This is a genomic window from Vitiosangium sp. GDMCC 1.1324, from assembly GCF_003044305.1.
Lineage (GTDB): Bacteria > Myxococcota > Myxococcia > Myxococcales > Myxococcaceae > Archangium.
Window position 1 is genome coordinate 560,402 of sequence record NZ_PZOX01000004.1, and the last position, 25,784, is coordinate 586,185.

The following is a 25,784-nucleotide window of genomic DNA, read 5'->3' on the forward strand; positions in this document are numbered from 1 at the left end:
CGCCCCTCCCCTCGGTACGATGAGGAGCCGATCCATGCCGTCATCCCTGAAGGCCCGATTACGACAAGCAGTGCTCGCCCTGAGCACCCTGCTCATGGCCTGCGGCTCGACGGGCTACGCCGTCGACTCCGCCTCGAGCGCCTGCCGGCAGAACCCGGTCTACTGCGCCGCCGTCGCCGGCGAGGAGACCGTGGTCCCCACCGCCGTCCGTGGTGCCGCGGAGGTTGTCTCCGTGGGCGCCGCACTCCGGGTGCTGACTCCCAAGCTGCAGTCCGACATTGAGGACGCCCTGGTGGAGTGCGTCGAGTGGGCCCACGCCGAGGTCAACCTCCGGCGCTTCGGTGGCAACACCCCCTCTCGCGAGCAATGTCAGGAGGTGCTGCCAGGCAAGGATCCGTGTGGGAAGAAGGTGACCCGCGCCATGCAACTGGGTACCGAGAAGCACCAACTGGCCCGCCAGTGCACGGAGGAGAAACTGGGCGCGCTCATTCCGGGACGCTTCAGTCTGGAGCAGCGCTACCGCTACGACCCCCAGACGGGACAGAAGCAACTCGTCAGCCCAGAGGAGGAGCGGCTCCTCCGGCAAATGGGTTGTGGCGACGAGCTCAAGGGGACGGTCGTTCCCGATGTGGTCATCCACACGGGCAACCCGCTCGAGCTCCTGGCCATCTATGACTTCAAATTCCCGTGTCCTTCCAGCAACTACCCGGATTGGAGAGAGTACGCCGATGGCTCTCTCCAGGGAGATACGTACCTCCAGCTTCTAGGAATAAGACCCGACCGCGTAGCCCCCATATGGAGAATCATCCGATGGAGCTCATCCCTGAAATAAGGCTCTACGCAGCGCATGGAGCGCTCGTGCTGCGCGATGGCTTGAGCATCTGCTTCTACATGCGCCGCTCCCATCAGGAGGTGGCGCGAAATGTCAGGAGTGCCTTGGACACGTACGTGCGCGCGGTGGGCCCGCAGGCGCTCGGTTGGTATGTGGACCCCGAAGGCGACTGGCAGGAGCTGGACACCCAGGGTTGGCAGGTCATCAGGGACAAGCTGCACGAATCCAGAGGAGGCCTTGTCAGGCTGTACGAAAGGCCCGATGCCGTCAGCAAGTACGCGTTCGAATACCGAGGCAGACGGCTCGATGGCAGCAACCCGGGCGCCGTCAGTGGGATGACGTTCCGGCTCCCCACTGAATTCCTCGTTGAGCATGGCCCGAGCCGGGTGCGCGAGCTCGCATTGGAGCTGGGAGGCAAGCTGCCCTTCAACTCCGGCCACGCTGGCCCCGCTTTCCACTTCCTGTTCCTGCCCCCGGAGTTCCGTTCACTGTGCCTCCGCTACCCGGGCATGGATGCCCTCGAGCTGGGTATGGTCACGGAGGATCTGGGCACTCGCGTGCGCGCCCCCCATTGGCTGACATTCCTGGGCCAGCCGGTGCTTGGCGAGCTGGGGGGAGTGACCGGCCTGCGCTCCCGCCTCTCTTCTCCGGACATCACCCTCCAGGAGATGGACGAAGGGCAGGTAGTCATCACACTCGGCACGTCGCCCGAAGCGGGCGACTTCGAGCAGGGCCATGACCTGCCGCTGCACCGCCAGTTGGCGCAGGTACTGGAGCCCTGGCTCTACTACGACCGCTACCGCTTGAGCGTTCTCACCCAGGAGGACATGCGCCGCTGGGAGCGCCGCTTCCTCGACTGAGCGTGGCCCCCGCGCTCGGGCAGGGCTCCGCGCCTCGCTCAACGCCAGTCCGGCGGGGCCATGTTGATGCGCGGCACGTAGTAGCCCTCGGGCCCCTGCAACACCGTCTCGAAGCGCGGATCGTTGAGAACCACGCTGCCCGGACTCGGGTCCACCCGGGCCGGGTCCACCTTGGCCCCTCGGATGGGCAGCCTCGCGTACGTCGGAATGCCATACTCGTGCACGCCATCCACGGCCACCCCGCAGATGGGCCGCGAGGTTCCGTCTGGCAGGTAGACCCGATCGAACTGCATGTAGACACGGTTGGGCGTCGCGATCGCCTCGCCGGAGATCTTCAGCTCCACTTCCTTGCCCTTCACCATCACGTACATGGTGGCGTTGACGGGCCCGGATTTGAGGTTGAGGGAACCGCCGTCCAGGATGGAGACGTCCGACGCCGGAGTCCCCGAATCCAGGAAGGTCGCCTGCTCATCGGGCTTGATGTCCAGCTCGACGGGAGTGGCGCGGGCCTCGGGCGAGCAGTGCGCGAGATAACCGGCGGGGTCTGGCCGCACTGGAGCGGTGGCACACCCGGCGAGCTGCGCGGCGAACACGCTCAGCAGGGTGGTGAACAGGGCACACGCGCGCGAGGGAACGAGTATCGAGTCGGGGCAATCGATAAAAGAGGGAAAAGAGGGCACGGGCTGCGTTCCTTTGAAGGGAGGCGCCGGAGGGGCCGGCGCGGTGGGCTCCGCGCGGACGCACTCTTCCCGAGAAGGAGGAGACACCACGCGAAGCAGTGCCCACCCTATCGCGAGCAACCCCACCGTGAGCGCCACGGCGGCAAGGAACCAAGGCCATGTTCTCTTCCGCCGCGAGCTCCCTTCAGGCGCACGGACCTGCTCGGAAGGCGGTGCGCGAGGAGCGGATGGGCGCATGGGTGCTTCTTCCTTCGGCTCCTCGAGCGGCTCCACGCCCGCGGGCAGTTCCAGCGTCCACCTGCATTCGGAAGGCCGTCTCGTTGGAGTCCGCCACGCGCTGGTGAGCCCGTCCTTCGCTCGCAGACGCTCCAGCTCTGTACGAACGGTGCGGGCATCCACGGGCCGCTTGTTGGGATCCTTCTCCAGCAGCCGCAGGGTCAGTTCGCACAACTCCATGGGAAGCCCGGGGTCGAGCGTCCGGGGATCCGGCGGAGCCATGGTAGCGATGGCGATCAGCAACTGATCCAGCGGCAACCGGGAACTGAAAGGCCGACAGTTGGTGAGCGTCTCGTACAACAGAACACCAAAGGCATACAGGTCCGCGGCGGGCCGGGCCTCCAGACGGGAACCAGGACGTGCGGCCTCGGATACCAGGAAGGAGACTGCCTCGGGAGGCTGGCAGTAGAGCGTGCCCGGAGCCAGCCCCTCCGTCAGCACACGCGCCCAGGGCAGGTGCACCGAGCCAAAGTCGATGAGAAAGGGTTTGTCATCCGCGAACTGCACCAACAGGTTGTCCGCTTTGATGTCCCGGTGACACACGCCGCGCTCGTGGAGCACCTCCAGCACCTTCAACTGCTCGCACAGCACCCCCAGGCTCCGCTGAAGGGGTGCGCGCACGTTCCAGCGCCACGTGTGGAAGGTGCTCCCGTACACATGGGGCGTCACGAAATAGCCATGACCCGTCTCGGGGTCGGGCCACCGGCCCCACTCGAGCACCGGTAGCAAGTTGGGGTGCTCCAGGTGCTCCAGCGAGGCCGTCTCGCGGCGCATCCAGGCATCCACACGGTCCTCGTCCGCAGGCGAGGCGGGCCGGGCCGCCATCTTCATCGTGAAGCGACGGCCCCCTCGCTCCACCAGGAAGACGAAGGAGAACCCGCCCATGCCCAGCAGTTGCAGGATGCGGAAGTCCCGCACGAGATCTCCCTCCACCAGATGATGGGGGCGCTGCGGCGAATTCATGGACCCACCGGCCCGGCCTCGGGAGACAGCGGCTGGAAGTCCCCGGGCGCATTCGCATCGTCGAGCGCCAGTTCCATCCGCGCGGCACCCTCCGGAAGCAGGCCGGTCACGATATGGCGCTGAAGCCTTGGACCCACCGCGCCCGAGAACAGGTGCGCGGGCCATTCCACGAGCACACCGTCCGCGAGTGTTGCCCTCAACCGCGCCTGCACCAACCTCCAGGGAGGAACACCCCGCTTCCGGCTGCGCACGGCCACGGTGGCGAAGAAGCGCCTCCCCATCCAGAGGACGGAGTCGACCTGACCTCGCGAGTCCCCTGCTCTGTGCTCCACCACTTCTCGAGGAACAGCGAGCGCCGGGCGCGCATCCGGCGCGTCGAGGAGGCTCCGGGCCACGAGCTCCGCGCCCTGGTCCTCCTGAGAGGACGGGGCGAGCACCACGCGCACCGCCAGGTCCACCACATCACGCCGGGTGACGAGCACGAAGCGCAGGGGTTCGACGCCGGCTCCGGCAGCGAAGGTGACGACCACCTGCTCGCCCACCGCCAGGTCCCTGCTGGGAACGAACACCCAGGAGCCATCCTCCATCCGGGCAAACACAACAGGTCCTCCATCCCGCTCGGGCTCCAGGGCCTCGGGCTGCGAGGACACCTCGAACCGCACGAGCGTGGCCACGCCCACCGCCACGTGCAGTTCCAGGGGCGGCACCTGCCTCGGCCGCGAGGGAACCACAAGCGTGCGCCGCTGGAGTGCTGGCCCCCCTACCCCACCCCATGCGGAGGCCGAAAGGGAGAGCAGGAAGGGCAGGAGGAACCAGACTCCAGGGCGCACACACGCAAACTAGGAGCAACACGCCCGCGGGAGCAAGCACAAAACCACCTGCGCGGTCACTTCGCGGAAGTTGACTTCTGGAATCATGTCCGCCGGACGCGAGTCACCGGCCTTTGTCTTTTCAACTCGGAGCGCCCGGCCCACGTTGACGCGACGAACGAGACTTCAGGATGCTCGGTGAATACGCCGGGCTTCATCCAGGGGGGGTGTCATGCACGTCGATTCCACGGGCTCTCGTCTTCGCGTTTCCCGGAGGCATTCCGGTCCACGCGCCCTCGGAGTGGCGCTCCTGTTGATGCTCGGAGGCTGTGCCACGCGCGCCCCGCTCCCGGGGCTCCTGCCTGGGCTCCAACGGCCCCGCCCACTCCCTCCCTCCGCCCCCGGGCAGACCTCCAAGACGGTCGGCAAAACCTGGGCAGCCACGATGCCCATCCCTCCCTGACCATCCCCGCCCGAGAGAGCGCGAGCCTTCAACGCCCCACCAGCGCGCTGCACGCCATGCAGTGACGCGCTTCGGGAATGGCCCGCAGCCGGTGCCGGCCTATCGCTCCGCCGCAACGCGCGCAGTGCCCGAACCGGCCCTGCTCGATGCGCAGCAGCGCGTCATCGATGTCTCTCAATTCCCGCCGCTCCCGCTCCGACAACTGCTCCAGCACCGCTCCCGCGCTCGCCTCGTTGGCCCCGTCCACCAGACCCGGTTCCCGCGTGCTCTGCAGCACCTCGGCCTCCGCCACGTTGTGGCGCAACAGGCCTCGCAGGCTGCTGCGCCGCTGCAACAGCGCTTCCCGCGCTTCGTTCGTCCACGCGTCCATGATGCGCATCCCCACTTCTCCCGGCGCGCCGTGTGAGCCGCCGGCGTGTGGGTCCCAGCCCTCTTCAGGAAGCGTGCCTCCGTCCCCGGCCCCTGGACCCCGTCTTGAGCGCGCAAGGTTTGCGGGTCCCCTGGAGCCCTCCGCACCCCTTGCGCTGGCAACCCCCATCCCAGGCGGATTGCCTCCTCGACGGGGACGAGCCGCCTTGGCCGAACCGAAGGAAACCCTCCTCCACGAGCCGCCGCACCTGCGCCTCATCGAGGGCCTTCAACCCCGGAAGCGCTCCTCACGAAGCAGGCAAGGCTGCTCGCTTGCAGTACCTGCGGGGGCGGTAGCACCGCCAGCAGCGGCATGGCGAGCGGCCAGACGTGAAAGGCCCCTCATTTCGCGCACCTGGCTCAGTCGTGTTCGCGGAGCGAGAGGGTCAACAATGCCGCCGCCACCAGGGCAGCCACCACCCGCACGTGGTTCCAGGTCGTCCATTCGGCGACGAACTGTGCCCATCGGATCGCGCCGTCAGCGCTGTCCGGCTGAACAGCCGCCAGTGCTTCGTTCCGCGGCACGTTGAACGCGGCGGTCACCACGAAAACGCCGAGGAGATAGACCCCGCTGCCGATGAGCCGGTAGAGCGAGTTGGGTTTGTGCCACGACACCAGCGCGGACACAGCCAGCACGACACAGGCCACCGTGCTTCCGAAGAACGCGGCCATGAACACGCGCTCCAGCGCCGCGACATTGATGGCTTGCATGGCCGCGATGCCCTGTGCCGGAGGGAGGCGCGCCAGGCCTTTCATCACGAAGGAGGAGAAGGCGAAGAAGACTCCGGCCATCAGCCCACAGGCGAGCGCCGACACGAACGTCAGGACGAAGAGGAGATTGCCGGGCATTGGGAGAGCTGAATCCGTTCAGGCTTTGTGGATGGGACTCGGGAGCCGCCTACCCCCGCATCGTCTGCCACCCGAGCGACTGCGCGACATGGCAGACCTCGGTGATGGGCCGCACTTCGACGATCATCCCGTTCTTCAGATTCGGACACTGCTGGGCGATCTCCGTGGCCTCGTCCAGGCTGGCGACCGTCAGCATGAAATAGCCGCCGATGGCCTCCTTCGCCTCCGCGAAGGGTCCGTCGACCACGCGCTCACCGCGTGCGCCGGAAACCACCCGGCCCCGGGGCTCGAGCGGGTGGCCGTGCTGCACCTTGCCCTGCGCGACCAGCCCGTCATACCAGGCGTTCCAGTCCTGCATGGACTGCTCCCGCTGCGCCGGAGACATCGCGTGGTAGGCCTCGGGCGTCGAGTCGCGGAAGATCAGCATGTAGGAGGAGGGCTTTGCTTCCATGGGAGACCTCGCAAGCTTCGAGCGGGAACAGGCGCGCGTCGTCTACACCGAACGAGGCGCGCCCGGAAGTCCACCGATCGGACCCCACTGCCCTCGTGCCATCCACCGGTCACACGCATTGTGCGGACACCGGTGGGATGTCCGCGAATCAGGCGGCGTGGGCCGCGAAGAGGGTCCGCAGGCCGGCGATGAGCGCGTTGCCGGGGTAGGGCTCGCCGAGCGTGTCCAGCGCATCGCGCAGTGCGCCAAACAGCGCGCGCACGTGATGGCCCTCCTTGCCGTCCCAGTTGAGACGTTTGGCGAGGTATCCGCTCTGCTTCTCGAACTCCGTCAGCGACGCGTCGTACGGCGCCGCCGTGGGGATGTTGATGCGCAGGAGCAGTCCCAGCAGCGCGATGACCTCCTTGAAGTCGTAGCGCTGCGCCTTGAAGTCGTAGAAGTCCTCGAGATGAATATCGTCGGTGTCGAACCAATACCGGATGTAGTTGACGGCGCGCTGGGCGCTGTCCTCCACGGCCACGCTGAGTTGCGAGTGGAGCTCCGGGTCGACCTGCGTCACGAGTGAGTTCTTGACGATCGCCTTTCGGAGGGTGGTGCTGTCGAAGCGCCGCGTGGGCAGCGTGCGCAAGAACGTTCCGTCAAAGGTCAGCTCCTCGAGCTTCGGCAGGCGCGTGAGTACCTCGGGGAAGTCCCACATCAGCTCGATCTTCTGCCAGCCGCCAAAAGAGGCCCGAACGTAGGAGTACGGGTTGTTGGTGAGGTTCACCGTTCGCAGCTCGACGCACCGGGCGAGCGACTCCGGGAGACGCCAGATGCAGTTGGCCTCGAGGTTCAGGAAGCGGAGCTTCGTCAGCGCGCCGATGGACTCGGGCAGCGTCTGCAGGCCGTTGCCCCGGAGGCGGAGCTCGCGAAGCTCCGTGAGGAGTCCGAGCTCCTCGGGCAACGTCCGGAGCTTGTTGTGCGTGAGGTCGAGCTTCTCGAGGCGGCGAAAGCGGAAGAGCTCCTCCGGCAGCGACGTGAGGTCCTTCCCTGCCAGGGAGAGACTCTTGACCTTGTCGGGTTCCTCGAGCTTCTTGGCGACGAGCTTCCGGAACGCGCCCCGGACGCTGGTGAATTCGGGCCGGGAGATGGGCTTGCCGGCGGCCAGGAGCTCCCGCGCCTTGCGAAGGTCGACACGCTCGTCTTTCACCACCGCTGGGACGAACACGCCCTTCGCCTCGTAGGGGTCCTGCCTGTCTTCGACGCCGCCCGAGACGGCGTAGACCTTCGCACCCCAGCCGAGGTACCGGTGCGCGTCGAGCTGGCCCCCGGCCGAGATGGTGTGCTCGGTGGCGATGGTACGGGCCAAGAGGTTGCCACCGGCCGCGAAGCAGCCGTGGTTGTAGACGCCGACCATGTCCCCGGTCGTGACGTCCCCGTCGACCCGCATCAGGGAGCCGCCGGTCGCGATTCCCAGTGCGGTGAGGTTGCCGTGGACCTGCAGGAATGGCCCGAAGTCGTTCTCGTAATTGAGGAGGCAGCCCTCGATGGTCAGGTTGCCGCGGACGATGAGCCCGACGAAGGGCGGGTCGTCCTCATCGGCCAGGGCGAGGAGGCCGCTGCGGTAGTCGAGCCACAGGTTGTGGGGCACGACGACGTCCCCGGTGAGCACCAGGACGCGATCGCTCTCGGAGTAGCCGGCGGCCATCACCTCGCCCTTCACCTGCTCCCAGGTGAAGGTCTCGAAGGCGAGGTCGCTGGCGTAGTAGCCCTTGTCGACCTTCGCCGCGACGGTCTTCCGAGCGAAGGTCGCCGCGGCCTCTTCCGAGGGGAAGGTCTTGGACTCACGCTTGCCCGCCGTGCCCACCACTCCGTGATGCAGGTCGAGGCTCGCGCCGTGCTGCTCGTACGACCAGAACTTGCGAACCGCGCCCTCGAGGCCAACGAGCCGCAGAGCGGGACGGTGGCTGACCACCGGGAGTTGAGGTGCCTTCATGAGCCCAGGGGACTACCATTGAAGCGCTCACACCACGCAATGAAACGCTTCGCTCCGCGGTCCCCCGGGAACCACGTCAGCCCACCGAGACCTCGAGCCGGGTGATGGCACGCATGATGGGGTGCGGCTGGAACACCGGCTCGCCCGACAGCCGCATGTCCGGGAAGCGCCGCACCAACGTGCCGACGACGATATCCAGCTCCTGGCGGGCGAGCGCGGCACCGAGGCAGAAGTGCTGGCCCGCGCTGAAGGCGATGGTCTGGCTCACGTCGCGGCGGATGTCGAAGCGCTCCGGCTCCGGGAACACCTCGGGGTCGTGGAGCGCGGCCGGGATGAAGGGGATGACCATCTGGCCCTTGCGCAGCTTCTGGCCAGCGAACTCCAGGTCCTCCTTCGGGAACTTCGGAATGCCCCCCTTGCCGAAGATGTCATAGCGCAGGGTCTCCTCGAGGGTGTTGCGGATGAGCGAGGGGTCCGCACGCAGCAGGGCGAGCTGCTCGGGATGCCGCAGCAGGGTGTAGAGCGCCCAGTTGGCCGCGTGCACCGTGGTGTCGGACCCGGCGGCGATCAACGCCTGGATGAGGGAGAGCAGCTCGTCCTCGGTGAGCTTGCTTCCGCCGTCATGCGCGGAGATGAGGGTGCTCAGCAGATCGTTCTCGAGCAGGTGCTTGCGGCGCTCGGCGATGACCTCGCGAAGCATCCCGAGCCACCGCGGCATCGGGGCGATGGTCGCGAAGAGCTCCTCGGTCCTGTTGAAGAGGATGGAGCCGCGAATCACCGCCAGCCCGAAGGCGCGGAACTCGGCACGCATCGCGTCCGGAATCTTCAGCATGTCGCTGATGACCCGCATGGGCAGCGGCTCCGTGATGGCCGTGAGGTCGACCCGGTCGCCCCGCACCTTGTCCGCGATGATGTCGTCGACCGCGCGTTGGATCTCCTCGCGCATCCGCTCGGCGGCCCGCGGGCTGAAAGCGCCACTGACGAGCCTGCGCACCCGCGTGTGATCGGCATCGGGCAGGCTGAAGAGCCCGTTGTCCATCATCTTCTTGTACTCGGCGTGCTCGGGAGGCCACTGCACTTCGTCCTGGGCGAACTCCCAGACCCGGTAGTCATTGCTGAAGCGGCGATCCAGGAGCAGCGCCCGGACGTCCTTGTGCCGGGAGAAGACGATGGCATCTCCCCGCGTCTTCCAGCGGTAGACGGGCGCTTGCTCTCGCAGCCACTTGTACGTGGGATAGGGGTTGGCGACGAAGGTGGGGTCGTCCAGGTCGAGGATGAAGTCGGGCCCGAACTCTCGAGTCGGTGTCTGGCTGAGCATGGCGACGGAGCGTATCGCCCGGACGCTCACGTTGCACGGGTTTAGCGGCTTTCCCCAGAATTCTCTGGAGATGACTCATTCTCTCAAGAGGTAACAGGGAGCAGCATGTCTGTCTTTCATGGGGAGAGCGCCCATGGGGTGGGAGCGCTCATGGGGTGGGAGCGCTCATGGGGTGGGAGCGCTCATGCCGCATGCCCGGGGCTCAGCGCGCCGAGGCCCGATCCATGGCCAGCTTCTGCGCCCGCCTCTCCACCGCGCGCACCGTGTCCATCACCGCGTCCTTCTGGCCCAGTCCCGCCAGGAAGCCCGGAATGGAGCCTCCGGGCTCCACGGTGAAGCGGTAGACGAAGTGCACCTTGCCCTCGTCACTCGCGGTGAAGTGCCAGCTGCCCTCGTTGTGGCGCAGCCGCACCACCCCGCTGCGCTCCGGCATCGCCTGGTTGGCCGGCGACCACCTCTGGCGGAACTCCCCCGTCCCATCCGCCGCGGCCAACTGCACGTCCTCCACCTGGAGCACATAGTCGCGGTTGGAGATGACGGGCAGGTCCAGGCGCGTGTACGTCACGCGCTTGCCGCCCTCCCTGGAGAGCACCCGCGACTCCTTCACGTACGGCATCCACACCCGAAAGTTCTCGTGGTCCCGCAGCGCCGACTGGATGTCCTGGAGGCTCGCCGTCAGCACTCCCTCGGCCCAGACCTCCCGGCCTCCGGGAATGTCCGGACGCGGGCGCGCCCGGATGGCCACCTCGCCCGTGGACACCGTCTCCCAGTTCTCGGCACCGCCCACGCCTCCCGCCACCAGTGCCACCACCAGGGCCGTCAGGCCCGGCAGAGTCCTCATGTTCGGCTCCCCTCACGATTTGGCGGGGATCCGGCCGGCCCCCGCCCTCCAGCAACACCCACACGCCAGAAGCATCGACTTTTGGCACCGGCCAGGGCACGAAGGTAGCCATGATCGGCCACCTGACAGCCCCCCCACCGGAACGTGGGCTCTTCTGCAATCGAACCCTCAACATGAGGGCCATCAAAGCCATTGGTTATGACATGGATTACACGCTCATCCACTACCGAGTGGAGGCGTGGGAACAACGAGCCTATGAGCATATGAGAAATCGGCTCGTGGCCCTGGGCTGGCCGGTGGCCCACCTCACGTTCGACCCCCTGCTCGCCATGCGGGGCCTCATCATCGACACGGAGAAGGGCAACCTCCTCAAGGCCAACCGCTTCGGCTTCGTGAAGAAGGCGCTCCACGGCACCCGGCCCCTGGGCTTCGAGGCCCAGCGCGAGGAGTACGCCCGCACCATCATCGACCTGTCCGAGCGCCGCTGGGTGTTCCTCAACACCCTCTTCTCGCTCTCCGAGGCGTGCCTCTACGCCCAGGTGGTGGACCTGCTGGACGCCGGCAAGCTGCCGGGCCCCATGGGCTACACCGACGTCTACGAGCACGTGCGTCGCAGCCTCGACGCCACCCACATGGAGGGCGCGCTCAAGGCGGAGATCATCGCCGACCCGGCGCGCTACGTGCTGGCCGAGTCGGACACGGCGCTGTCGCTGCTGGACCAGAAGCACGCGGGCAAGAAGCTGCTGCTCATCACCAACAGCGAGTGGGCCTACACGCTGCCGATGATGCACGCCGCGTTCGACCCGTACCTGCCCGGGGGAATGACGTGGCGCGAACTGTTCGACGTGGTCATCGTCAGCGCGCGCAAGCCCGAGTTCTTCACCACGCGCTCCTCGCTCTTCGAGGTGGTGACGACGCCGGGCCAGGAGGGCCTGCTGCGGCCGCACTCGGGGCCGCTCAAGGCGGGAGTGCCCTACTTCGGCGGCAGCGCCACCGAGGTGGAGCGCTTTCTGGGCATGAGCGGGGATGAAATCCTCTACGTGGGCGACCACATGTTCGGCGACGTGCACGTCACCAAGAACGTGCTGCGCTGGCGCACCGCCCTCATCCTGCGCGAGCTGGAGGACGAAATCCGCGCCATCAACGCCTTCCGCCCCACCGAGGTGCGGCTCGCCGAGCGGATGGAGCACAAGGAGCGGCTGGAGGCCGAGGCCTGCCAGGTCCGGCTGGAGCTGCAGCGGCGGCGGCAGGGCTACGGCCCGCGCTCGCCCACGCCGCCCGACGATGCCCTCCACGCCCGCGCCGCCGAGCTGCGCCAGCAGTTGGAGCAGCTCGACGCGGAGATCGCCCCCATGGCCCGCGCCGCCAGCGAGCTGGCCAACCCCATCTGGGGTCTGCTCACCCGGGCGGGCAACGACAAGAGCCACCTGGCACGCCAGGTGGAGCGCTACGCGGACATCTACACGTCGCGGGTGAGCAACTTCCTCTTCGCCACGCCCTTCGTCTACCTGCGCAGCCCGCGCGGCAGCCTCCCGCACGACCCGACCACCCCGGGGGGCACGCCCGTCTTCCCGCCCAGCGCCGCGGAGACGGCCGTGCCCTGAGCCCGGGCGGCGGCTCATCGCCTCGGGCCCGTCGACGTCGGCGAAGGCAGGGGGGCGCCCCAGGGCTCGGGGGCATACGTGGAGTCGGACACCGGGCGCGTCACGGTCTCGAACCGCGCCGCCGCCCGGCTCCAGCACCGGGCGAGCCCCAGCACCACCAGCACCAGCGGCAGCGCACACAGCAGGTCCGTCGTGTAGTGGAAGCGCCCCACCAGGGTGGCCACGATGAGGCCGATGCCCGGCAGCAGCATCGCCCGGAAGACGCGCCGCTCGAAGCGGAAGGCATACGCCAGCACCACCAGCGTGGTGCCCGTGTGCCCCGAGGGAAAGCAGTCCTTGGCGAAGGGCGGCGCGCGCATCGCCGAGTCCAGCAGGGGCGTCAGCCACAGTCCCTTCAGGGGCTCGGAGAAGGCGTCGAGCAGGAAGTAGCGCGGGCCGACGGCCGGCACCAGCGCGTAGCTGAAGTAGTTGAAGGAGAAGAGCAGGCTGAGCGCCAGCAGGTACTCGTCGAAGGCGTCCCGGCGCCCGGTGAAGTAGAGCACCACGCCCAGCGCCACCGGCCAGATGAAGTGGCCGTAGTAGCAGAGCATCAGGACCTCGGTGAGCCAGGGGGGCACCAGGTGTCCGAGCGCCACCGAGGCCTTCACCCCCAGCAGCTGCTGCTCCGCGGCGGCGAGCTGGGCGTCGCGCAGCACCGGCGTGATGGCGTTCACCAGCGGCGCGAGAAACTCATGGCTGAGGCCCAGCACCGGCAGCAGCCAGAAGGACGCCACGAAGGAGAGCAGCCGGTTCCGGGGGAAGGAGGCCTCCAGGGTGCGCAGCACCAGGGGCCCCAGCGCGAAGAAGGCGAAGTGCGCGGCGGCCCTCGTGGAACCGGGAGCCCAGCGCGCCGGCCCCACGAGCGCCAGCGCCGCCAGCGAACACGACACCAGGATGACGACGTCCACGCCTCGCAGGTGCACGTCCCGCACGCGCCAGAAGGCTTGCAGCCTCGAGCCCCAACCCCTCGCCCTCACGTCCACACCCGGGTCCGCGGCGGCCCTCGCGGGCTTGTCGCCCTCCGCGCTCCGCGCCTTGCGCCCCGCGTCGAGAATCTCCTCGTCCAGTACCTGCAGAGGATGTCCCATGACTTCGCCCGCCACGTCGTTAGTTAGCTAGTATTAACTAACTAACTCCGTCGCAGAGTTGGAATCAAGAGGGGGGGGCGCCCACCCTACTGCGTGCGCCGCCAGAGGTCCTGCAGGTCCTTGGAGAGGTTGCTCTCCACGTCCTCGGCCTCGCCCTCCGAGATGTGCTCGCGCAGCCCCTGGAAGACGGCACGCACGATGGGCTCCACCTCGGAGACGTCCTTGCGCAGGTCCTCCGCCACCGCCCGGAAGAAGTCCTCCCGGCTCTTGCCCAGCATCCGCCGGGGCTTGCTCCCGTCCTCCTTGGGAAGGAAGTCCAACAGCTTGCGCGGCAGCTGCGCCTGGAGGTCCTTCGCCTCGCCGGGCTGGATGCGGTGCAACAGGGCATTGATGACCGACACCGCCGCACATTCCGCCAACCCCGCATCCAGCTTCCCCACCTCGCACAGGTGCTTGATGAAGGCGGCGTAGGTGGAGCCGATGTGGGATTGGTGGCGCTTCTCGCTGCGACTCTGGGGACCGCCTGTGGGGGTGTCGGCCATGTCCCTTCTCCTGGGTAGGGGTGTTTGCTGAAAGGTGGGCATGCCCCGGGGAAGAGGGGGGGTTGGGTGATCCTCAGGGTCATCCGGCCGGTGAGCGGGCGGGCAACCTGGCCGATCAGCAGGCCATGTCAGACCCCCCCAGTATGAGTGGTGCCGTGAGCCACTCGACCACCAACGGCGCGATGCGAGTCCTGGAGCAGGGCAGCCTTCTCGGCGGGGCGGATCTGATGCCTCTTCTCAACGGAAACGGACGGAAGAAGCGCGCCCGCAAGCCGGGAGCCGCACCGAAGAAGGTGGGGTTCGCCAAGGCGCTGGCGCTGGTGGTGCAGTACGGGCGGCAGACGGCCAAGGAGGTGGGCAAGACGGCGCTCTCGCGCTGCCCCCGCTGCGGGCACGTGGGCCCCACCGAGCAGGACTTCGGCACGCGCATCATCCGCGGTGAGCGCCGGCCCCAGTCGTGGTGCCGCAACTGCCGCAAGGTGCACCTGCCGCCGCTCAAGGCCCTGCCGGACGCCTCCGGCCGAGACGTGAAGGCCACGCGGGTGGACACGGCCAACGAGAAGCCCGCCAAGGCCCGCCGCTCCACGAGCCCCTCGGACGGCCTGCTGTTCCCCCCCGAGGCGATGGCGGGCCGCAAGCGCCGGGACTCGTGAGGCCAGGCAGCCGTCCGAGGCCCTCGGCCGCTCCCCGGTAGGATGACGGCACCGCCCCACGCGCTCATTCCTCCTGGGAAGCAAGAAGGAGGACCTATGGCGGTTCGAACCGACACCGTGGGCATCAAGAACCGGCGCCAGGCGGACGCGCACTCCGCGCGCTCCGGTCCGCAGACCAGCAAGGGCAAGCCCCTCCCCTTCCAGGATGAGATTCCCCTGCTGAGGAGGGAGCGGCTGTTGGCCCGGGCGCGGCTGGGTCCGGCGGCGACCCTCCACCTGCCGAAGACGCTCCGCCTGGAGACCTCGGTACGCGGGCGCAAGAAGCCGCCCAGCCAGATGCACATCAAGCGCCACGGGGGTTGAGCCGGACTCCGGCAACAATTCCGAGACGTGCGCGGCGCGCGGTCTATGCTGGGGGGAGAATGAGCGACGCGCTGTTCTCCTCGGAGTTCGAACCCGCCGACACGCGGTACTTCTGGCGACTGTGGTTCGCGGACCTTCTGGATGTGGCGACCTCGGCGTTGCTGGGCTGGGCCGTCCTGCGCGCGATGGACGTGGACCGGACGCCACGTGCGCTCGTGGAGGCAGGAATCGTCATGTGGCTACTGATGTCCGTGGCGGGCGGGCTGAGCGGGTGGACGCTGTGGCGGGGGGTGATGGGCCTGCGGCTGGAGACGGACGGCGGCACACCGGGCCCCGCACGAGGGCTGGCCCGCGCCTTCCTGGCGCTGGTGGACCTGCCCATCTCCCCCTTTCTGCAGCGGCGCTATGCCGATCGCTTCCTGAAGATCCAGCCGGAGTCGGTACCGCCGCTGACGAAGAAGTGGCAGCGCGGGCTGGGCTGGCAGGGCTTCTGGCTGCTGATGGTGTTCGCGTCGGTGTGGTTCATGGTGATGCCCACGAAGCGCGAGGCGCTCACCTACCTGAAGAAGCTGGACGGATGGCGCTGCTGCCATGGGAGGACTCCTCCCTCGCCCTTCAAGTGCTCGACGTCGTTGTCGCGGGCGGTAAGCGCGGCGGAGGACGGAGACGCGCAGGCCCAGGCGGTCGTCGCGGACTGCCCGGTGGCCTCGGCCAGGATGGGGCGCTGAGCCTGCGAGCGCCCGGCCCGGAGGTGGTGGGGCGGGGGGATGGAAAAACGGCCCGGGCGTCCTTACCTCCGAGTCAGGAGGCCACCATGGCAGTCAGGACGCTGGTAGCAGGCATCAAGAACAAGAGGCGGGTGACGAATCCTCGCGAGGCGCAGCCCCACCAGGAGACCGCCGGACGGGTCAGGGGACAGAAGACCCTGCCTCGCGACCAGGCAGCGGCCCTGCGGCGCCAGAAGCTGATGCGCAAGGCGACGCCCGGTCCCGCCATGCTGGAGCCCGTGGAGCTCGCGTCTCCCAGCACGGACGTGCGGCCCGGCAAGAAGACCGTCACCCGGCGCAAGACGAAGCGCGGCAACGGCGTGTAGCCCTCTGGTGGATGGACCGGCCCCCTGGCGGATCCGGCCGGCCATCCCTACCTCAGAAGAGGAGAGAGGTTCCCATGCCAGAGAAACCCAAGCAGTTGCGAGCCAAGCGCGCCAAGGCCGAGGGCACGACCATGGCGTTGAAGGTCTCGGACACCGGCCGCGCGCCCACCGCCAAGAGTGCCCATGCCCTCAAGAAGAGCCGGGGTGTCGTCGGCCGCGCCCGATTCGAGGATCGGTCCGTGGACGAGCACCGTCCGCCCGGCAAGGGAAAGACGGCCCAGAGCATCCAGCTCCCCGTGCCCGAGACCGGTAGCAGCACCTCGCGCCGCAAGACGATTCCGGACGAGGCCGCCGCGCAATACCGCCACGGGCAGCACACCCGGGCCCGGGTCAAGAGTCCCACCGCCCTCCCTCACGACAAGCATCCCGAGAGCCTCGACGAGGAGCGTCCCAAGCGGTCGCTCAACGAGGCGAAGCTGCGCCATGAGGTGCGCAGCAAGCGCGGCTCGCCCGTCAAGGGACGCAAGAAGCCCCCGAGCGAGATGGACATCACCCACCGGGGTGGGCCTCGCAAGCGCATGCCCATCCACGGCGGCTGAGCAGCATTCCCCGCCCCCGAGGGCCTCGCGTCAGGGAGGCCCTCCTCGGGGCACACGAGGGGCCGTCACGTCCCGGGCCCTGGCGCGGGACGAAGGCCGCCGCGAAGCTCCCCGGCCCAGCGCCCACGCTCCCAGACTCCACACCCAAGAGGGCCCTCCCGGTGCTCCGGTACAACCGCTCGCCTCCTCCTCGGACGGAGGCGGCGCGCAGGGAGTGAAGCAGCGGCAGGCCTCCTCGCCCTCCGGCTCCAGGCGCGCGCACACCCCGCCCGCTCCACACTGCGCATCCTCGGAGCAGGCAGCACCGTAGGCTCCTTCCTGCAAGGCGTGCTGGAGGCAGCGGCCCGGGCCTCCTTCCGTCACACGCTCGCAGGCGAGCCCCGCGGGGCACTCAGCGTCGCGCGTGCAGGTGGCGACGCACAGGGACTCGAGTGACAGCACCGGGGCCGGGGGCTCCGGGTGCTCGGCGAGGAAGGGACGGAGGAAGTCCTCGAGCAGCGCCTCCACCCGGACGTTGAAGGCCTCCTTCCGGCAGGCCACGTCGCCGCTCGCGGTGATTCCCACGAGCACCTCGCGCCCGTCCGCTCCGCGCGCCAGCACCGGCCCGCCGCTGTCCCCCACACAGCTCATCGCCGGAGCGGGCCCCGCGCGGAACGCACCCGGCTCCACCTCCGTCACCCCCATCCCGCCCTGACGCCGCTGGCCGGAGGGAACACCGGCGTCCTTCGTGTCGCCGAAGCCCACCACGCGCACGGGCTGCCCCGGCTCCAGCGCTCCCCAGCCTGGCTCGGGCAGTGGCAGCGGCGACACGTCCACCGGCGTGGCCAGGCGCAACAGCGCCGCGTCCTGGGCATGGGTCGTCCGGTCGTAGCGCGGATGCGCCACCGCTCGCGCCACCCGGACGAAGCGGCCTCGCGCTCCGGGCTCCGGCGGCAGCCGCTCGCCGAGGAAGACTTCGTAATCGCCGTCCTCGCCGAAGACTTCCAGGCAGTGCGCCGCCGTCAACACCACGTCCGGGGCGATCAGCGCCCCCGAGCACAGCAGCGTCAATGAATCTTCCGTACAGCGCGCCCGGCGGGCGATCAGCGCCACCACCGCCACATCGTCCGGCGCGTCCGTGCCTCCCACCACGGCATCCACTCGCGAAGCGGTGGCCGGGTGGGGCTCGGGTGGGGAGGAGCTGGGGGCACAGGCCGCGCAAAGCATCCACAGCGACAGGACCCGGAGCCCCCAGGTGCCATGCGGAGAAGAGGCCACGCTCACAAGCCCCGCGCTCTCACGGGGACCGCGCTGTGCTCACCGCGCCCCGCTCTTCTTGAAGCGCCGCTTCCGCCAGCTCCGCCGTCTCCTCGCGCAGCCTGCCCAGCCGCTCCCGGTGACGCGCCAGCTGCACCTCCAGCCGCTTCGCCTCCGCCGCGTCCCCTCGCGACTCCGCGTCCTTGCGCTCCTTCTCCAGACGCTCCAGATCCCTCCCCAGCAGCTCCGTGATGCGCACCAGTTTCCCGTGCCTCCACGCCGCCGTCTGCGGCTTCTCCGGCTCGATGGGATCGTTCTGCTGCGGCGGGGGGTTGGCCACCTCGGGCTCCGGCACCACGTCCCCCGGCCCGATGGGCACCACCGTCGCCCGGCCCCCCTCCATCATCTCCACGTGCGGCTCGGCCTTCGCCACCTCGGCCTTCACCGGCTCGGCCTTCACCGGTGCGGAGACCGGAGGCACGGGCACGGGCGCGGGCGTTGGGGCCGCCACCACGTGCGAGACATCCTTCACCGGCGGCCCCTCCGCCGGTCCAGGCCAGAAGAAGCGCAGTGCCAGCGCGGCTCCCAACAGCAGGACCGCGGCGAGCGGTGGAACGAATCGGACCCGGTTGTTCATCGCTCGTCCATTCTCTCCCGAAAAGGACCGCTGCTCACAGGCGCAACCTCCACCCGTCCGGATGTTGCTCCACGCGCAGGAGCAGGGGTTGCTCGTGCACCTGCCCGTCCCGGGCGATCCGCGCGCGCACCACCACCGCGTTCGGGTCCCGCCCATCCACCTTCGCGTCCAGCACCTCCACCAGGGAGAAACCGTGCTCGTTCAGGTCGTCCACCGTCTCACGGCAGGTGTCGGCCGCCTTGCCAATCAGCAGGGGACCGAGCACCGCGCAGTCCCGCGAGGGCAACGCCTCGAAGAAGCGCTGCACCGTGGTCCGCGCGGCCTCGGTCTTCCTCGACTCCGAGTTGCAGGCGAGGGCGGCCAGCAGGCCCAGCCACATCGCGGCGCGCGGCACCGCCCTCACCGTCAGGAAGCGTGGCATCAGTAGCAATTGGGGGCGTAGAGCTCGTCGTCGCTCGCCGAGGCGAACTGGTCGTCGCAGTAGGCGCTCGCCAGCGCGTGGCCGTTGCGCACGCAGCCGTCGTGGTTGGTGGCGTCCAGCGTGTACTGGGTGTCACCGCCACAGCCACCGCCGCAGCGGCCGAAGCAGATGCCCATCACCTTCGGGCGGCTCCAGTGGTCCGGCTCGCCGCACAGCCAGGTGCTGCCGCTCAGGTAGTACTCGTCGCCGCTGCACGTGGTGTGGTCGCCGAGCTGGGCGATCTGCTGGTTGATGGTGGCGTCGAAGCCGCCGTGCTGGCAGTCGTGCTTGGCGTACGAGTACCAGTTGTAGACGCCGCCGCAGCTGCCGGTCCACGAGCCGTTACACTTCGCGTAGCTGCACAGCATGGTATAGCCACGGCCCTGCTCGCCCATCACCGTGCGCTGCAGCTCCACCGTGGTCGGGTGCTGCGCCCACAGGCCCACCGCGCGCCGCAGGTACTTCGCCTCGGCCGTCGCCGCGTCACCCGCGGGCAGCTGCTCGTTGAGCGCCGCGTACAGGCCCGACAGCAGCGCCCGATCCCCATCCAGCATCTGCGTGCCCTGGCCGCTCTCCTCCGCGAAGCCGTCCAGCGACGACACGCCATTCACCGCGTCCACCAGGCCCGTCAGCGTCATGCCGTTCTGCCGCACTTCAACCCGGTAGACGCCCTGCTCCACCTGCTTCGAGGAGAAGCGCGCCTCGACGCCCTCCTGCGTGAAGCGGCCGGACACCCCGCCGGCCTCCTGCGTCAGCTCGAGCCCGTCCGCCGCACGTGCGGCGTCCTGCGTTCCCACCGGCCCGCTGCTCTGCCCACCACAGCCCCACAGCATCACTGCCGCGACTGCGCCCAAGAATTTCCGCATATACTCACATCCCTCCCGCGCCGGTCTTTCCCGGAAACGCAGAAAACGAGAGAAATTCGCGTTTAGAGGAACTGTCACATTCCATCAAGTCTAGACGCGTCAAATCCCCGTGTCGGCCCGATGGAAGAGCGGTAGCGCCCCGGCGGCGCGAGTGAGTCCCATGGAGTCCTCGGGGAGGGACTCGTGGGCGCCAATGGCGAGCAGTCCCCCGGGAGCCAGTCGCTCCAGGAGCCGCGCCAGCACCTCGTGTTGCACGGGCGGCGCGAAGTAGGTGAAGGCCACGTTGCGGCAGAGCACCAGGTGGAAGAGGCCCTCGGGCATGCGCTGGCGCAGGTCCTCGCGGCGGAAGTCGAGCCCCTCGCGGAACTCGGGCCGCAAGCACAGCTCTCCCCCCTGGGGCGTGAAGGCCGTGTCCACCCACTCGGAGGGCAGCTCGCGCAACGTGGCGCGCTGGTAGCAGCCACGGCGGGCCCGCTCCAGCAGCGCGCCATCCGCGTCGGTGGCCACCACCTCCAGCCCAAAGTCCGGGAAGCGCGGCCACAACCCCAACCGGAAGAGGACGGCCACGGTGTAGGGCTCCTCGCCCGAAGCACACCCCGCGCTCCACACGCGCAGGACGCGCTCGCCCCGGGCGCGTGCGGCCTCCAACACCCGAGGGAGGAGCGGCTCGCGGAGGGCCTCGAAGACGCCGTGGTCCCGGTAGAAGCGCGAGATGGTGACACGGCACAGGGCATCCAACAGCGCCCGCTCCGCGGGGTCCGCCTCCAGCCGCTCGAGGTAGGCGGCCAGCCCCGGCACGCCGAGCTCCTTCATCCTCCGGCCCACACGCTTGCACACCTGCCCACGCACGCGGCGGAAGCCCTCGTAGCGCAGACCCAGGCGCGGCGCGGCCCACCGCAGCAACTCCAGGCACTCGGCATCCGTCACGTGGCACCTCCCCGCGGAGTCTCGCACGCGGGTCGGAGCGAGGCCGACAGCAGAGCAGGTTCCCCGAGCCCGGAAGCCCTCAGTCCGGGACGGCTGTTCAAGGCCCGACGTGCGCACCTCCCGTCCGGACAGGAGGTATCAGACCTGTAACCCAGTCACTGTTGAAACCTCGGCGGGCAATCCCCACCTTCGCCCGACGGGTTGCCGGCACGGGCCGAAGGAGGCATTTCATGTCACGAGACTGGAAGCGGTCGAGCAGGCACCTGGAGTTCGTCCTCGCGATGGCCGTGCTGACGAGTTGTGGCGTGGCCCCCCCGGCCCGGGCCGAGCAGGAGCTGGAAGCCCGGGACTCCCCCCTCCGCCACGAGCACAACGACGACGAGGGCGACAACGGCGGAGACACCGGCACCGGGGACGAGCGCCTCCAGGTGCACACGGTGCGCAGCGCGGAAGACACCGACGCGCCCGTGGCCGTCGCGCACGACGCGCCAGGCAACGTGCTGACGCTCGGCAACCATCGCACGCCCATCGACTTCGGGCAGGGCGCCCTGGGTTCTTCCGCGGGAGCGCCCGTCCTGGCCGTCTCCAAGTGCACGCCCGATGGCCAGCTGTCGTGGGTCCGGATCCTCGAGGCCCCGCCGCTCGCGGGCACGAGCCCCTTCGTGCGAGGCCAGGCGCTCGCGGTCGAGAGGCAAGGCACCCTCCTCGTCCTGGGGACACAGAGCGGTGGGTTGGAGATCGGCGGAAGCGTGCTCCCGCCCGGGGCCTTCCTCGCGAGGCTGGACGCGGAGGGGAATCCCCTCTGGGCGCGCGCCCTACCCACCAGTGCCACGAAACTGGCCGTCGACAAGCGGGGCTACATCACCCTCGCGGGGATGCTGGTGGGCCAGGTGGACTTCGGCAAAGGCCCCCCCGTCACCGGCACCGGCAATCCCTATCTCGTCCAGTTCGACGCCACGGGCGCACCACGCTGGGTCTTCGTCGATTCCGCGCGAGGCTTGCCGATGGACCTCGCCCTGGACGACTCGGGAGACCTGTACCTGTCCGGAGGCCGGTTCCTTCCGCCCTCGCTCCGCCTCACGCCCTTCCTCACCCACATCTCCTCCGAGGGCAAGCCTCTCTGGACACGGCAGCTCGAGGGCGCCCTGGGCCTGGCCATGAGCGTGGCGGCCCAGGGCGGCCACGTGGTGGTGTCTGGCTATTTCACGGGAAGGTTCGTCTTCCGCGGGGCGCCCCTCCTGGCCCCCACGAGCCGGGGCTTCGCGCTCACCTACGACCGCGACGGAGATGAGCGCTGGGGCGTCCTGCTCGGCAGCACCTGGGGACTGGTGGCGATGGGCCCGGACTCGGGCGTGGTGGTGGCCGGCCGCTACACCGGAGGCGAGGACTTCGGCCTCGGACTCGGCCCGCTGGAGGGCTACCCGGGCGCGACCAACCTGTACGTGCTGCGGCTGCACCGCCTCACGGGGAAACTCCAGGGGGTGCACACCCATGCCTCCGCGTCGGCACTGCCCGTGGACCTGTCCGTGGGGAGCGAGGGAGAGGGAGCCCTCACGGGTACCTTCCGGGCTCCCGTGGACCTCGGCACCGGCCCGCTGAACCCGCTCCCGGGCGGCAATGCCTTCCTCCTCCAGTGGGAGCACTGAAGCCGGGGCGAGGTCAGTCGAGGAACCGGCGCTCCCAGCGGCGCCTGTTCTCCGGGCGGAACCCCAGTACCGCGCACGCCCCACCGTGACGCCAATCCCGACCCATGGGCGGCACTCCGCTTCCGTTCCCGGGCACACGTATTCCCATCCGTCCGATGGCTTCCCAACGCGGCTCCACCCCGCCGTCGGGTACGTCTGTGTTCAGGCCGACGAACACATGGATTGGTGGCGAATTTGCTCAGGACCTCTCATGAGCCCGCGCGAAGAGGAGGTCCGACGTGCACAAGGTTGTCTCACGCGGCTGGCGAACGATGTTATCGGGCATGGCCTGCGTGCTCCTGCTCGCTGGCTGTCGTGGCAACTCATTGCCTCGTGCGAAGGTATTGCCCGAGAACCCGCCGGAAACCCAGACACCGCCAGACCCCGAGAACCCGGCCTGCCAGGGCCCGAACGACCCCGGCCGCGTCACCCTGCACCGGCTCAACCGCGCCGAATACGACAACACCGTGCGCGACCTGCTCGGCGACACCACGCACCCGGCGAGCGACTTCCCCATGGATGACCATGGCTACGGTTTCGACAACAACGCGGACGTACTCAGTCTGGGCCCTCTGCTCATGGAGAAGTACTCGGCCGCGGCGGAGACGCTCGTCGAGGCCTCCTGGACGCGGATGCGCGTCTGCACGCCGGACCCGGCGGATCCCCTGCCCTGCGCACGGCTCACCCTGGAGCGCTTCGCCCGCAGGGCCTGGCGCCGGCCCGTCACCCAGGCCGAGGTGGACCGGCTCATGGCCTTCCTCCCGCTCGCCCTCTCACGCGGAGACACCTCCGACACGGGCCTGAAGCTGGCGATGCGCGCGGTGCTCCTCTCGCCGCACTTCCTCTACCGCGTGGAGTTGGACCCGGACCCCACCTCGACGGCCTCGCACCCGCTGAACGACCATGAGCTCGCGAGCCGGCTCTCCTATTTCCTGTGGAGCAGCATGCCGGACGACGCGCTGATGACGGCGGCGGACGAGGGATCGCTACACACGCCGGAGGAGCTGGAGCGGCAGGTGCGCAGGATGCTGGAGGACCCGAAGTCCGATGCGCTCGTGGACAACTTCGCGGGGCAATGGCTGTACACACGCGCGCTCGAGAGCGTCCACCCCGACCCGCTCCTCTACCCCTTCGACGACGCGCTGCGAGAGGCCATGCGCCAGGAGACGTGGCTCGTCTTCCGCGAGTTCCTCCACGGCGACCACCGTGCACGCGACCTGGTGGACGCGGACTTCACCTATGTGAACGATCGGCTCGCCCAGCACTACGGCCTGCCTGTCCCGGGCACGACCGAGATGCAGCGCATCAGCCTGGCCGGACACCCGGAGCGCTCGGGCCTGCTGGGCCAGGGCTCCATCCTCTCCGTCACCTCGCACCCGGATCGCACCTCGCCGGTGAAGCGCGGGTTGTGGGTGCTGGAGCAGCTCATGTGCAAGGCCCCCCCTCCGCCTCCGCCCAACGTGGAGGGCCTGCCGCCCCCGGTGGACCCAAAGATGAGCATCAAGCAGCGCATGGCCCAGCACCGCACCGACCCGTCGTGCTCGGGATGCCACGCCATGATGGACCCCATCGGCTACGGGCTGGAGAACCTCAACGCGGTGGGCGCGTGGCGGCAGAACGAGGAGGTGAGCGGCGCCCGGGTGGACCCGAGCGGCGAGCTGCCCGGAGGCATCCCATTCAAGGACGGCATCGAGCTGCGCGCCATCCTCAAGGCGGACCCGGCACTGGACCACTGCATCGCCCAACACCTGTTCACCTACGGGCTGGGACGCGGGCCGGTGCACGCGGATGCCTGCACGCTGGAGAGCATCTCGAAGGAGACCGAGGCGCGAGGGGGACGGCTGTCGGACCTCATCCTCTCCATCACCCGGAGCGAGGCCTTCACCCACCGCCGGGGAGAGGCGGAGGACACCAACGTGGAGGGGTCGCGATGAAGAACTTCAAGCTGTCACGGCGAACGTTGCTCCGAGGCATGGGGACGCTGATGGCGCTGCCCCTGCTGGAGCAGATGGTGCCCTCGGTGGCCCGGGCGGCCGAGCCCACCGCCACGCCGCGCCGCCTGGCCGTCTTCTACGTGCCCTGTGGCATCAACATGTCCCAATGGACGCCGGGGAACACGGGGCGCAGCTGGACGCTCTCGCCCACGCTGCAACCCCTGGCGCCGGTGAAGGACGACGTGCTGGTGCTCTCCGGACTGTCCCATGAGCCGGGGCGGCCGGACCAGTTCGGCCACCACGCCGCGGGCACGGGCGCCTTCCTCTCGTGCGTGAAGATTCACAGGACGGACGACGCGGCCGACGTGCGCGCCGGCACCTCCATGGACCAGATGGCCTCGAAAGCCCTGCGCCAGTACACGCGCCTGCCCTCGCTCGAGCTGGGCATCGATGGGGGCGACGGGACGGGCTCGTGCGATGCCAACTTCTCCTGCGCCTATGCGCGCAACATCTCCTGGGCGGGGCCGACGAGCCCTCGGGCCAAGGAGACGAACCCGCGCGACGTGTTCGACCGGCTCTTCGCGAGCTTCGACCCGGACGCGACGCGGGCGCAGATTGAAAAGCGCAAGGCCTACGAGCAGAGCATCCTGGACTTCGTGCGCGAGGACGCCCAGGCACTGAAGCAGCGGCTGGGCAGGAGGGACAACCAGAAGCTGGAGGAGTACTTCACCAGCGTGCGCGAGCTGGAGCTGAGCGTGGCGGCGCTCGACCAGCAGGGCCCGCGGTGCTCGAAGGGTCCGCGGCCCGAGCCCACGGGGGACATGCGCGTGAAGACGAAGGTCATGTGCGACCTGATGGTGCTCGCCTTCCAGTGCGACCTGACCCGCGTGGCCACCTTCATGCTGGGCAATGGGCGGAGCGACCGGGTGTATGACTTCCTCGGGCTGACGAGCGGACACCACACGTACTCGCACCACCAGCACGTCCCGGAGAACCTCGCGGCCCTGGCGAAGATCGACCACTGGGAGATGGAGCAGTTCAGCTACCTGCTGCAGCGGATGAAGTCGGTGCAGGAGGGGGACGCGACGCTGCTGGACAACTCGTTGGTGTATTTCGGCAGCGAGGTGGCGGATGGCAACTCGCACGGGCACTCGGACATGCCGGTGGTGCTCGCGGGGCGCGGCGGCGGCACGGTGACGCCAGGCCGGCACGTGCGCTACGGCGGGCAGCCCATCGCCAATCTCTTCATCTTCATGTTGCAGTCGGTGGGCGTCGGCGTGGACCGCTTCGGCGACGACGGCACGAGGCCCTTGGACAGCCTGAAGGAGTAACG

The 25,784-nt window shown here is 68.9% G+C and carries 26 protein-coding genes; 11 read left to right on the plus strand and 15 right to left on the minus strand.

Going from position 1 to position 25,784, the window contains the following annotated elements; genetic code table 11:
* Positions 1-70: 70 nt before the first annotated feature.
* The gene (locus DAT35_RS15100; RefSeq protein ID WP_108067686.1) at positions 71-832 is read left to right on the plus strand and encodes a hypothetical protein; all 762 of its coding nucleotides are present in this window, start codon (positions 71-73) and stop codon (positions 830-832) included.
* Positions 811-1,692 carry a type VI immunity family protein gene (locus DAT35_RS15105; protein WP_108067687.1) on the plus strand — a complete coding sequence of 294 codons (882 nt, stop codon included), beginning with the start codon at positions 811-813 and terminating at the stop codon, positions 1,690-1,692. Before DAT35_RS15100 ends, DAT35_RS15105 begins: the two co-directional genes overlap by 22 nt.
* A gap of 38 nt (positions 1,693-1,730) precedes the next feature.
* Here the strand turns inward: DAT35_RS15105 and DAT35_RS15110 are convergent, their stop codons facing one another.
* From DAT35_RS15110 to DAT35_RS15145, 8 genes are all read right to left on the minus strand, one after another.
* Positions 1,731-3,611: a serine/threonine-protein kinase gene (locus DAT35_RS15110; protein ID WP_158501706.1), complete on the minus strand. Its 1,881-nt coding sequence runs from the start codon at positions 3,609-3,611 to the stop codon at positions 1,731-1,733.
* Complete coding sequence (locus DAT35_RS15115; protein ID WP_108067689.1) at positions 3,608-4,441, minus strand: DUF2381 family protein; 834 nt, start codon at positions 4,439-4,441, stop codon at positions 3,608-3,610. The genes DAT35_RS15110 and DAT35_RS15115 overlap by 4 nt, the downstream gene beginning before the upstream one ends.
* A 470-nt stretch (positions 4,442-4,911) precedes the next feature.
* A complete protein-coding gene (locus DAT35_RS15120; protein WP_233261487.1) occupies positions 4,912-5,262 on the minus strand; it encodes a TraR/DksA family transcriptional regulator in 351 nt (116 codons plus the stop codon).
* Between the two features lie 389 nt (positions 5,263-5,651).
* Positions 5,652-6,140, minus strand: coding sequence for a DUF1772 domain-containing protein (locus DAT35_RS15125; protein WP_108067690.1), 489 nt, complete (start codon positions 6,138-6,140; stop codon positions 5,652-5,654).
* Positions 6,141-6,189: 49 nt separating this feature from the next.
* Positions 6,190-6,591, minus strand: coding sequence for a YciI family protein (locus tag DAT35_RS15130; protein ID WP_108067691.1), 402 nt, complete (start codon positions 6,589-6,591; stop codon positions 6,190-6,192).
* Positions 6,592-6,739: 148 nt separating this feature from the next.
* A complete protein-coding gene (locus tag DAT35_RS15135; RefSeq protein WP_108067692.1) occupies positions 6,740-8,566 on the minus strand; it encodes a WGR domain-containing protein in 1,827 nt (608 codons plus the stop codon).
* A gap of 76 nt (positions 8,567-8,642) precedes the next feature.
* On the minus strand, positions 8,643-9,884 hold the full coding sequence (locus tag DAT35_RS15140; RefSeq protein ID WP_108067693.1) for a cytochrome P450: 1,242 nt from the start codon (positions 9,882-9,884) through the stop codon (positions 8,643-8,645).
* 202 nt (positions 9,885-10,086) lie between these two features.
* Complete coding sequence (locus DAT35_RS15145; protein ID WP_108067694.1) at positions 10,087-10,725, minus strand: SRPBCC family protein; 639 nt, start codon at positions 10,723-10,725, stop codon at positions 10,087-10,089.
* Between the two features lie 110 nt (positions 10,726-10,835).
* Between DAT35_RS15145 and DAT35_RS15150 the strand changes: the two genes are divergently transcribed.
* Complete coding sequence (locus tag DAT35_RS15150; protein WP_108067695.1) at positions 10,836-12,329, plus strand: HAD-IG family 5'-nucleotidase; 1,494 nt, start codon at positions 10,836-10,838, stop codon at positions 12,327-12,329.
* 14 nt (positions 12,330-12,343) lie between these two features.
* Here DAT35_RS15150 and DAT35_RS15155 read toward each other — a convergent pair whose 3' ends face one another.
* Together DAT35_RS15155 and DAT35_RS15160 are read right to left on the minus strand one after the other, a co-directional pair.
* Complete coding sequence (locus DAT35_RS15155; protein ID WP_108067900.1) at positions 12,344-13,456, minus strand: phosphatase PAP2 family protein; 1,113 nt, start codon at positions 13,454-13,456, stop codon at positions 12,344-12,346.
* An 86-nt stretch (positions 13,457-13,542) separates the two neighbouring features.
* Positions 13,543-13,998, minus strand: coding sequence for a DUF2267 domain-containing protein (locus DAT35_RS15160; protein ID WP_158501708.1), 456 nt, complete (start codon positions 13,996-13,998; stop codon positions 13,543-13,545).
* A gap of 155 nt (positions 13,999-14,153) precedes the next feature.
* On the opposite strand from DAT35_RS15160, the gene DAT35_RS15165 reads away from it, so the two are divergent.
* The 5 genes from DAT35_RS15165 to DAT35_RS15185 all read left to right on the plus strand — a co-directional run bounded on the left by DAT35_RS15165 (position 14,154) and on the right by DAT35_RS15185 (position 16,706).
* Positions 14,154-14,651, plus strand: a complete 498-nt coding sequence (locus tag DAT35_RS15165) for a zinc ribbon domain-containing protein (protein WP_108067697.1) — start codon at positions 14,154-14,156, stop codon at positions 14,649-14,651.
* Between the two features lie 96 nt (positions 14,652-14,747).
* Complete coding sequence (locus DAT35_RS15170) at positions 14,748-15,014, plus strand: hypothetical protein (RefSeq protein ID WP_199242894.1); 267 nt, start codon at positions 14,748-14,750, stop codon at positions 15,012-15,014.
* A 59-nt stretch (positions 15,015-15,073) separates the two neighbouring features.
* A complete protein-coding gene (locus DAT35_RS15175) occupies positions 15,074-15,742 on the plus strand; it encodes a hypothetical protein (RefSeq protein WP_108067698.1) in 669 nt (222 codons plus the stop codon).
* Between the two features lie 86 nt (positions 15,743-15,828).
* Positions 15,829-16,107 carry a hypothetical protein gene (locus DAT35_RS15180; protein WP_108067699.1) on the plus strand — a complete coding sequence of 93 codons (279 nt, stop codon included), beginning with the start codon at positions 15,829-15,831 and terminating at the stop codon, positions 16,105-16,107.
* A 74-nt stretch (positions 16,108-16,181) separates the two neighbouring features.
* Positions 16,182-16,706 carry a hypothetical protein gene (locus DAT35_RS15185; protein WP_108067700.1) on the plus strand — a complete coding sequence of 175 codons (525 nt, stop codon included), beginning with the start codon at positions 16,182-16,184 and terminating at the stop codon, positions 16,704-16,706.
* 30 nt (positions 16,707-16,736) lie between these two features.
* On the opposite strand, the gene DAT35_RS15190 is transcribed toward DAT35_RS15185, so the two are convergent.
* The 5 genes from DAT35_RS15190 to DAT35_RS15210 form a co-directional block, all read right to left on the minus strand.
* The gene (locus DAT35_RS15190) at positions 16,737-17,963 is read right to left on the minus strand and encodes a trypsin-like serine protease (RefSeq protein WP_233261488.1); all 1,227 of its coding nucleotides are present in this window, start codon (positions 17,961-17,963) and stop codon (positions 16,737-16,739) included.
* Positions 17,964-17,982: 19 nt separating this feature from the next.
* Entirely contained in the window at positions 17,983-18,579 is a 597-nt protein-coding gene (locus tag DAT35_RS15195; protein WP_108067701.1) for a hypothetical protein, read from the minus strand.
* 34 nt (positions 18,580-18,613) lie between these two features.
* Positions 18,614-19,000 carry a hypothetical protein gene (locus DAT35_RS15200; protein WP_233261489.1) on the minus strand — a complete coding sequence of 129 codons (387 nt, stop codon included), beginning with the start codon at positions 18,998-19,000 and terminating at the stop codon, positions 18,614-18,616.
* Complete coding sequence (locus tag DAT35_RS15205) at positions 19,000-19,905, minus strand: hypothetical protein (RefSeq protein ID WP_108067702.1); 906 nt, start codon at positions 19,903-19,905, stop codon at positions 19,000-19,002. The genes DAT35_RS15200 and DAT35_RS15205 overlap by 1 nt, the downstream gene beginning before the upstream one ends.
* Before the next feature lie 99 nt (positions 19,906-20,004).
* On the minus strand, positions 20,005-20,832 hold the full coding sequence (locus DAT35_RS15210) for a protein-glutamate O-methyltransferase CheR (protein WP_108067703.1): 828 nt from the start codon (positions 20,830-20,832) through the stop codon (positions 20,005-20,007).
* Between the two features lie 230 nt (positions 20,833-21,062).
* Here DAT35_RS15210 and DAT35_RS15215 point away from each other — a divergent pair, with 230 nt between their 5' ends.
* The 3 genes from DAT35_RS15215 (at position 21,063) to DAT35_RS15225 (ending at position 25,782) form a co-directional block, all read left to right on the plus strand.
* Entirely contained in the window at positions 21,063-22,478 is a 1,416-nt protein-coding gene (locus DAT35_RS15215; RefSeq protein WP_108067704.1) for a hypothetical protein, read from the plus strand.
* Between the two features lie 323 nt (positions 22,479-22,801).
* Positions 22,802-24,451, plus strand: a complete 1,650-nt coding sequence (locus DAT35_RS15220; protein ID WP_233261490.1) for a DUF1592 domain-containing protein — start codon at positions 22,802-22,804, stop codon at positions 24,449-24,451.
* The gene (locus DAT35_RS15225; RefSeq protein ID WP_108067705.1) at positions 24,448-25,782 is read left to right on the plus strand and encodes a DUF1552 domain-containing protein; all 1,335 of its coding nucleotides are present in this window, start codon (positions 24,448-24,450) and stop codon (positions 25,780-25,782) included. Before DAT35_RS15220 ends, DAT35_RS15225 begins: the two co-directional genes overlap by 4 nt.
* Positions 25,783-25,784 lie beyond the last annotated feature (2 nt).

Coding starts and splice junctions, on each gene's coding strand:
- DAT35_RS15105 (WP_108067687.1), top strand. CDS start 811: ATGGAGCTCATCCCTGAAATAAGGCTCTACGCAGCGCATGGAGCGCTC.
- DAT35_RS15110 (WP_158501706.1), bottom strand. CDS start 3,611: ATGAATTCGCCGCAGCGCCCCCATCATCTGGTGGAGGGAGATCTCGTG.
- DAT35_RS15120 (WP_233261487.1), bottom strand. CDS start 5,262: ATGCGCATCATGGACGCGTGGACGAACGAAGCGCGGGAAGCGCTGTTG.
- DAT35_RS15125 (WP_108067690.1), bottom strand. CDS start 6,140: ATGCCCGGCAATCTCCTCTTCGTCCTGACGTTCGTGTCGGCGCTCGCC.
- DAT35_RS15130 (WP_108067691.1), bottom strand. CDS start 6,591: ATGGAAGCAAAGCCCTCCTCCTACATGCTGATCTTCCGCGACTCGACG.
- DAT35_RS15135 (WP_108067692.1), bottom strand. CDS start 8,566: ATGAAGGCACCTCAACTCCCGGTGGTCAGCCACCGTCCCGCTCTGCGG.
- DAT35_RS15140 (WP_108067693.1), bottom strand. CDS start 9,884: ATGCTCAGCCAGACACCGACTCGAGAGTTCGGGCCCGACTTCATCCTC.
- DAT35_RS15145 (WP_108067694.1), bottom strand. CDS start 10,725: ATGAGGACTCTGCCGGGCCTGACGGCCCTGGTGGTGGCACTGGTGGCG.
- DAT35_RS15150 (WP_108067695.1), top strand. CDS start 10,836: ATGATCGGCCACCTGACAGCCCCCCCACCGGAACGTGGGCTCTTCTGC.
- DAT35_RS15155 (WP_108067900.1), bottom strand. CDS start 13,456: ATGGGACATCCTCTGCAGGTACTGGACGAGGAGATTCTCGACGCGGGG.
- DAT35_RS15160 (WP_158501708.1), bottom strand. CDS start 13,998: ATGGCCGACACCCCCACAGGCGGTCCCCAGAGTCGCAGCGAGAAGCGC.
- DAT35_RS15170 (WP_199242894.1), top strand. CDS start 14,748: ATGGCGGTTCGAACCGACACCGTGGGCATCAAGAACCGGCGCCAGGCG.
- DAT35_RS15175 (WP_108067698.1), top strand. CDS start 15,074: ATGAGCGACGCGCTGTTCTCCTCGGAGTTCGAACCCGCCGACACGCGG.
- DAT35_RS15180 (WP_108067699.1), top strand. CDS start 15,829: ATGGCAGTCAGGACGCTGGTAGCAGGCATCAAGAACAAGAGGCGGGTG.
- DAT35_RS15185 (WP_108067700.1), top strand. CDS start 16,182: ATGCCAGAGAAACCCAAGCAGTTGCGAGCCAAGCGCGCCAAGGCCGAG.
- DAT35_RS15195 (WP_108067701.1), bottom strand. CDS start 18,579: ATGAACAACCGGGTCCGATTCGTTCCACCGCTCGCCGCGGTCCTGCTG.
- DAT35_RS15200 (WP_233261489.1), bottom strand. CDS start 19,000: ATGCCACGCTTCCTGACGGTGAGGGCGGTGCCGCGCGCCGCGATGTGG.
- DAT35_RS15205 (WP_108067702.1), bottom strand. CDS start 19,905: ATGCGGAAATTCTTGGGCGCAGTCGCGGCAGTGATGCTGTGGGGCTGT.
- DAT35_RS15215 (WP_108067704.1), top strand. CDS start 21,063: ATGTCACGAGACTGGAAGCGGTCGAGCAGGCACCTGGAGTTCGTCCTC.
- DAT35_RS15220 (WP_233261490.1), top strand. CDS start 22,802: ATGGCCTGCGTGCTCCTGCTCGCTGGCTGTCGTGGCAACTCATTGCCT.
- DAT35_RS15225 (WP_108067705.1), top strand. CDS start 24,448: ATGAAGAACTTCAAGCTGTCACGGCGAACGTTGCTCCGAGGCATGGGG.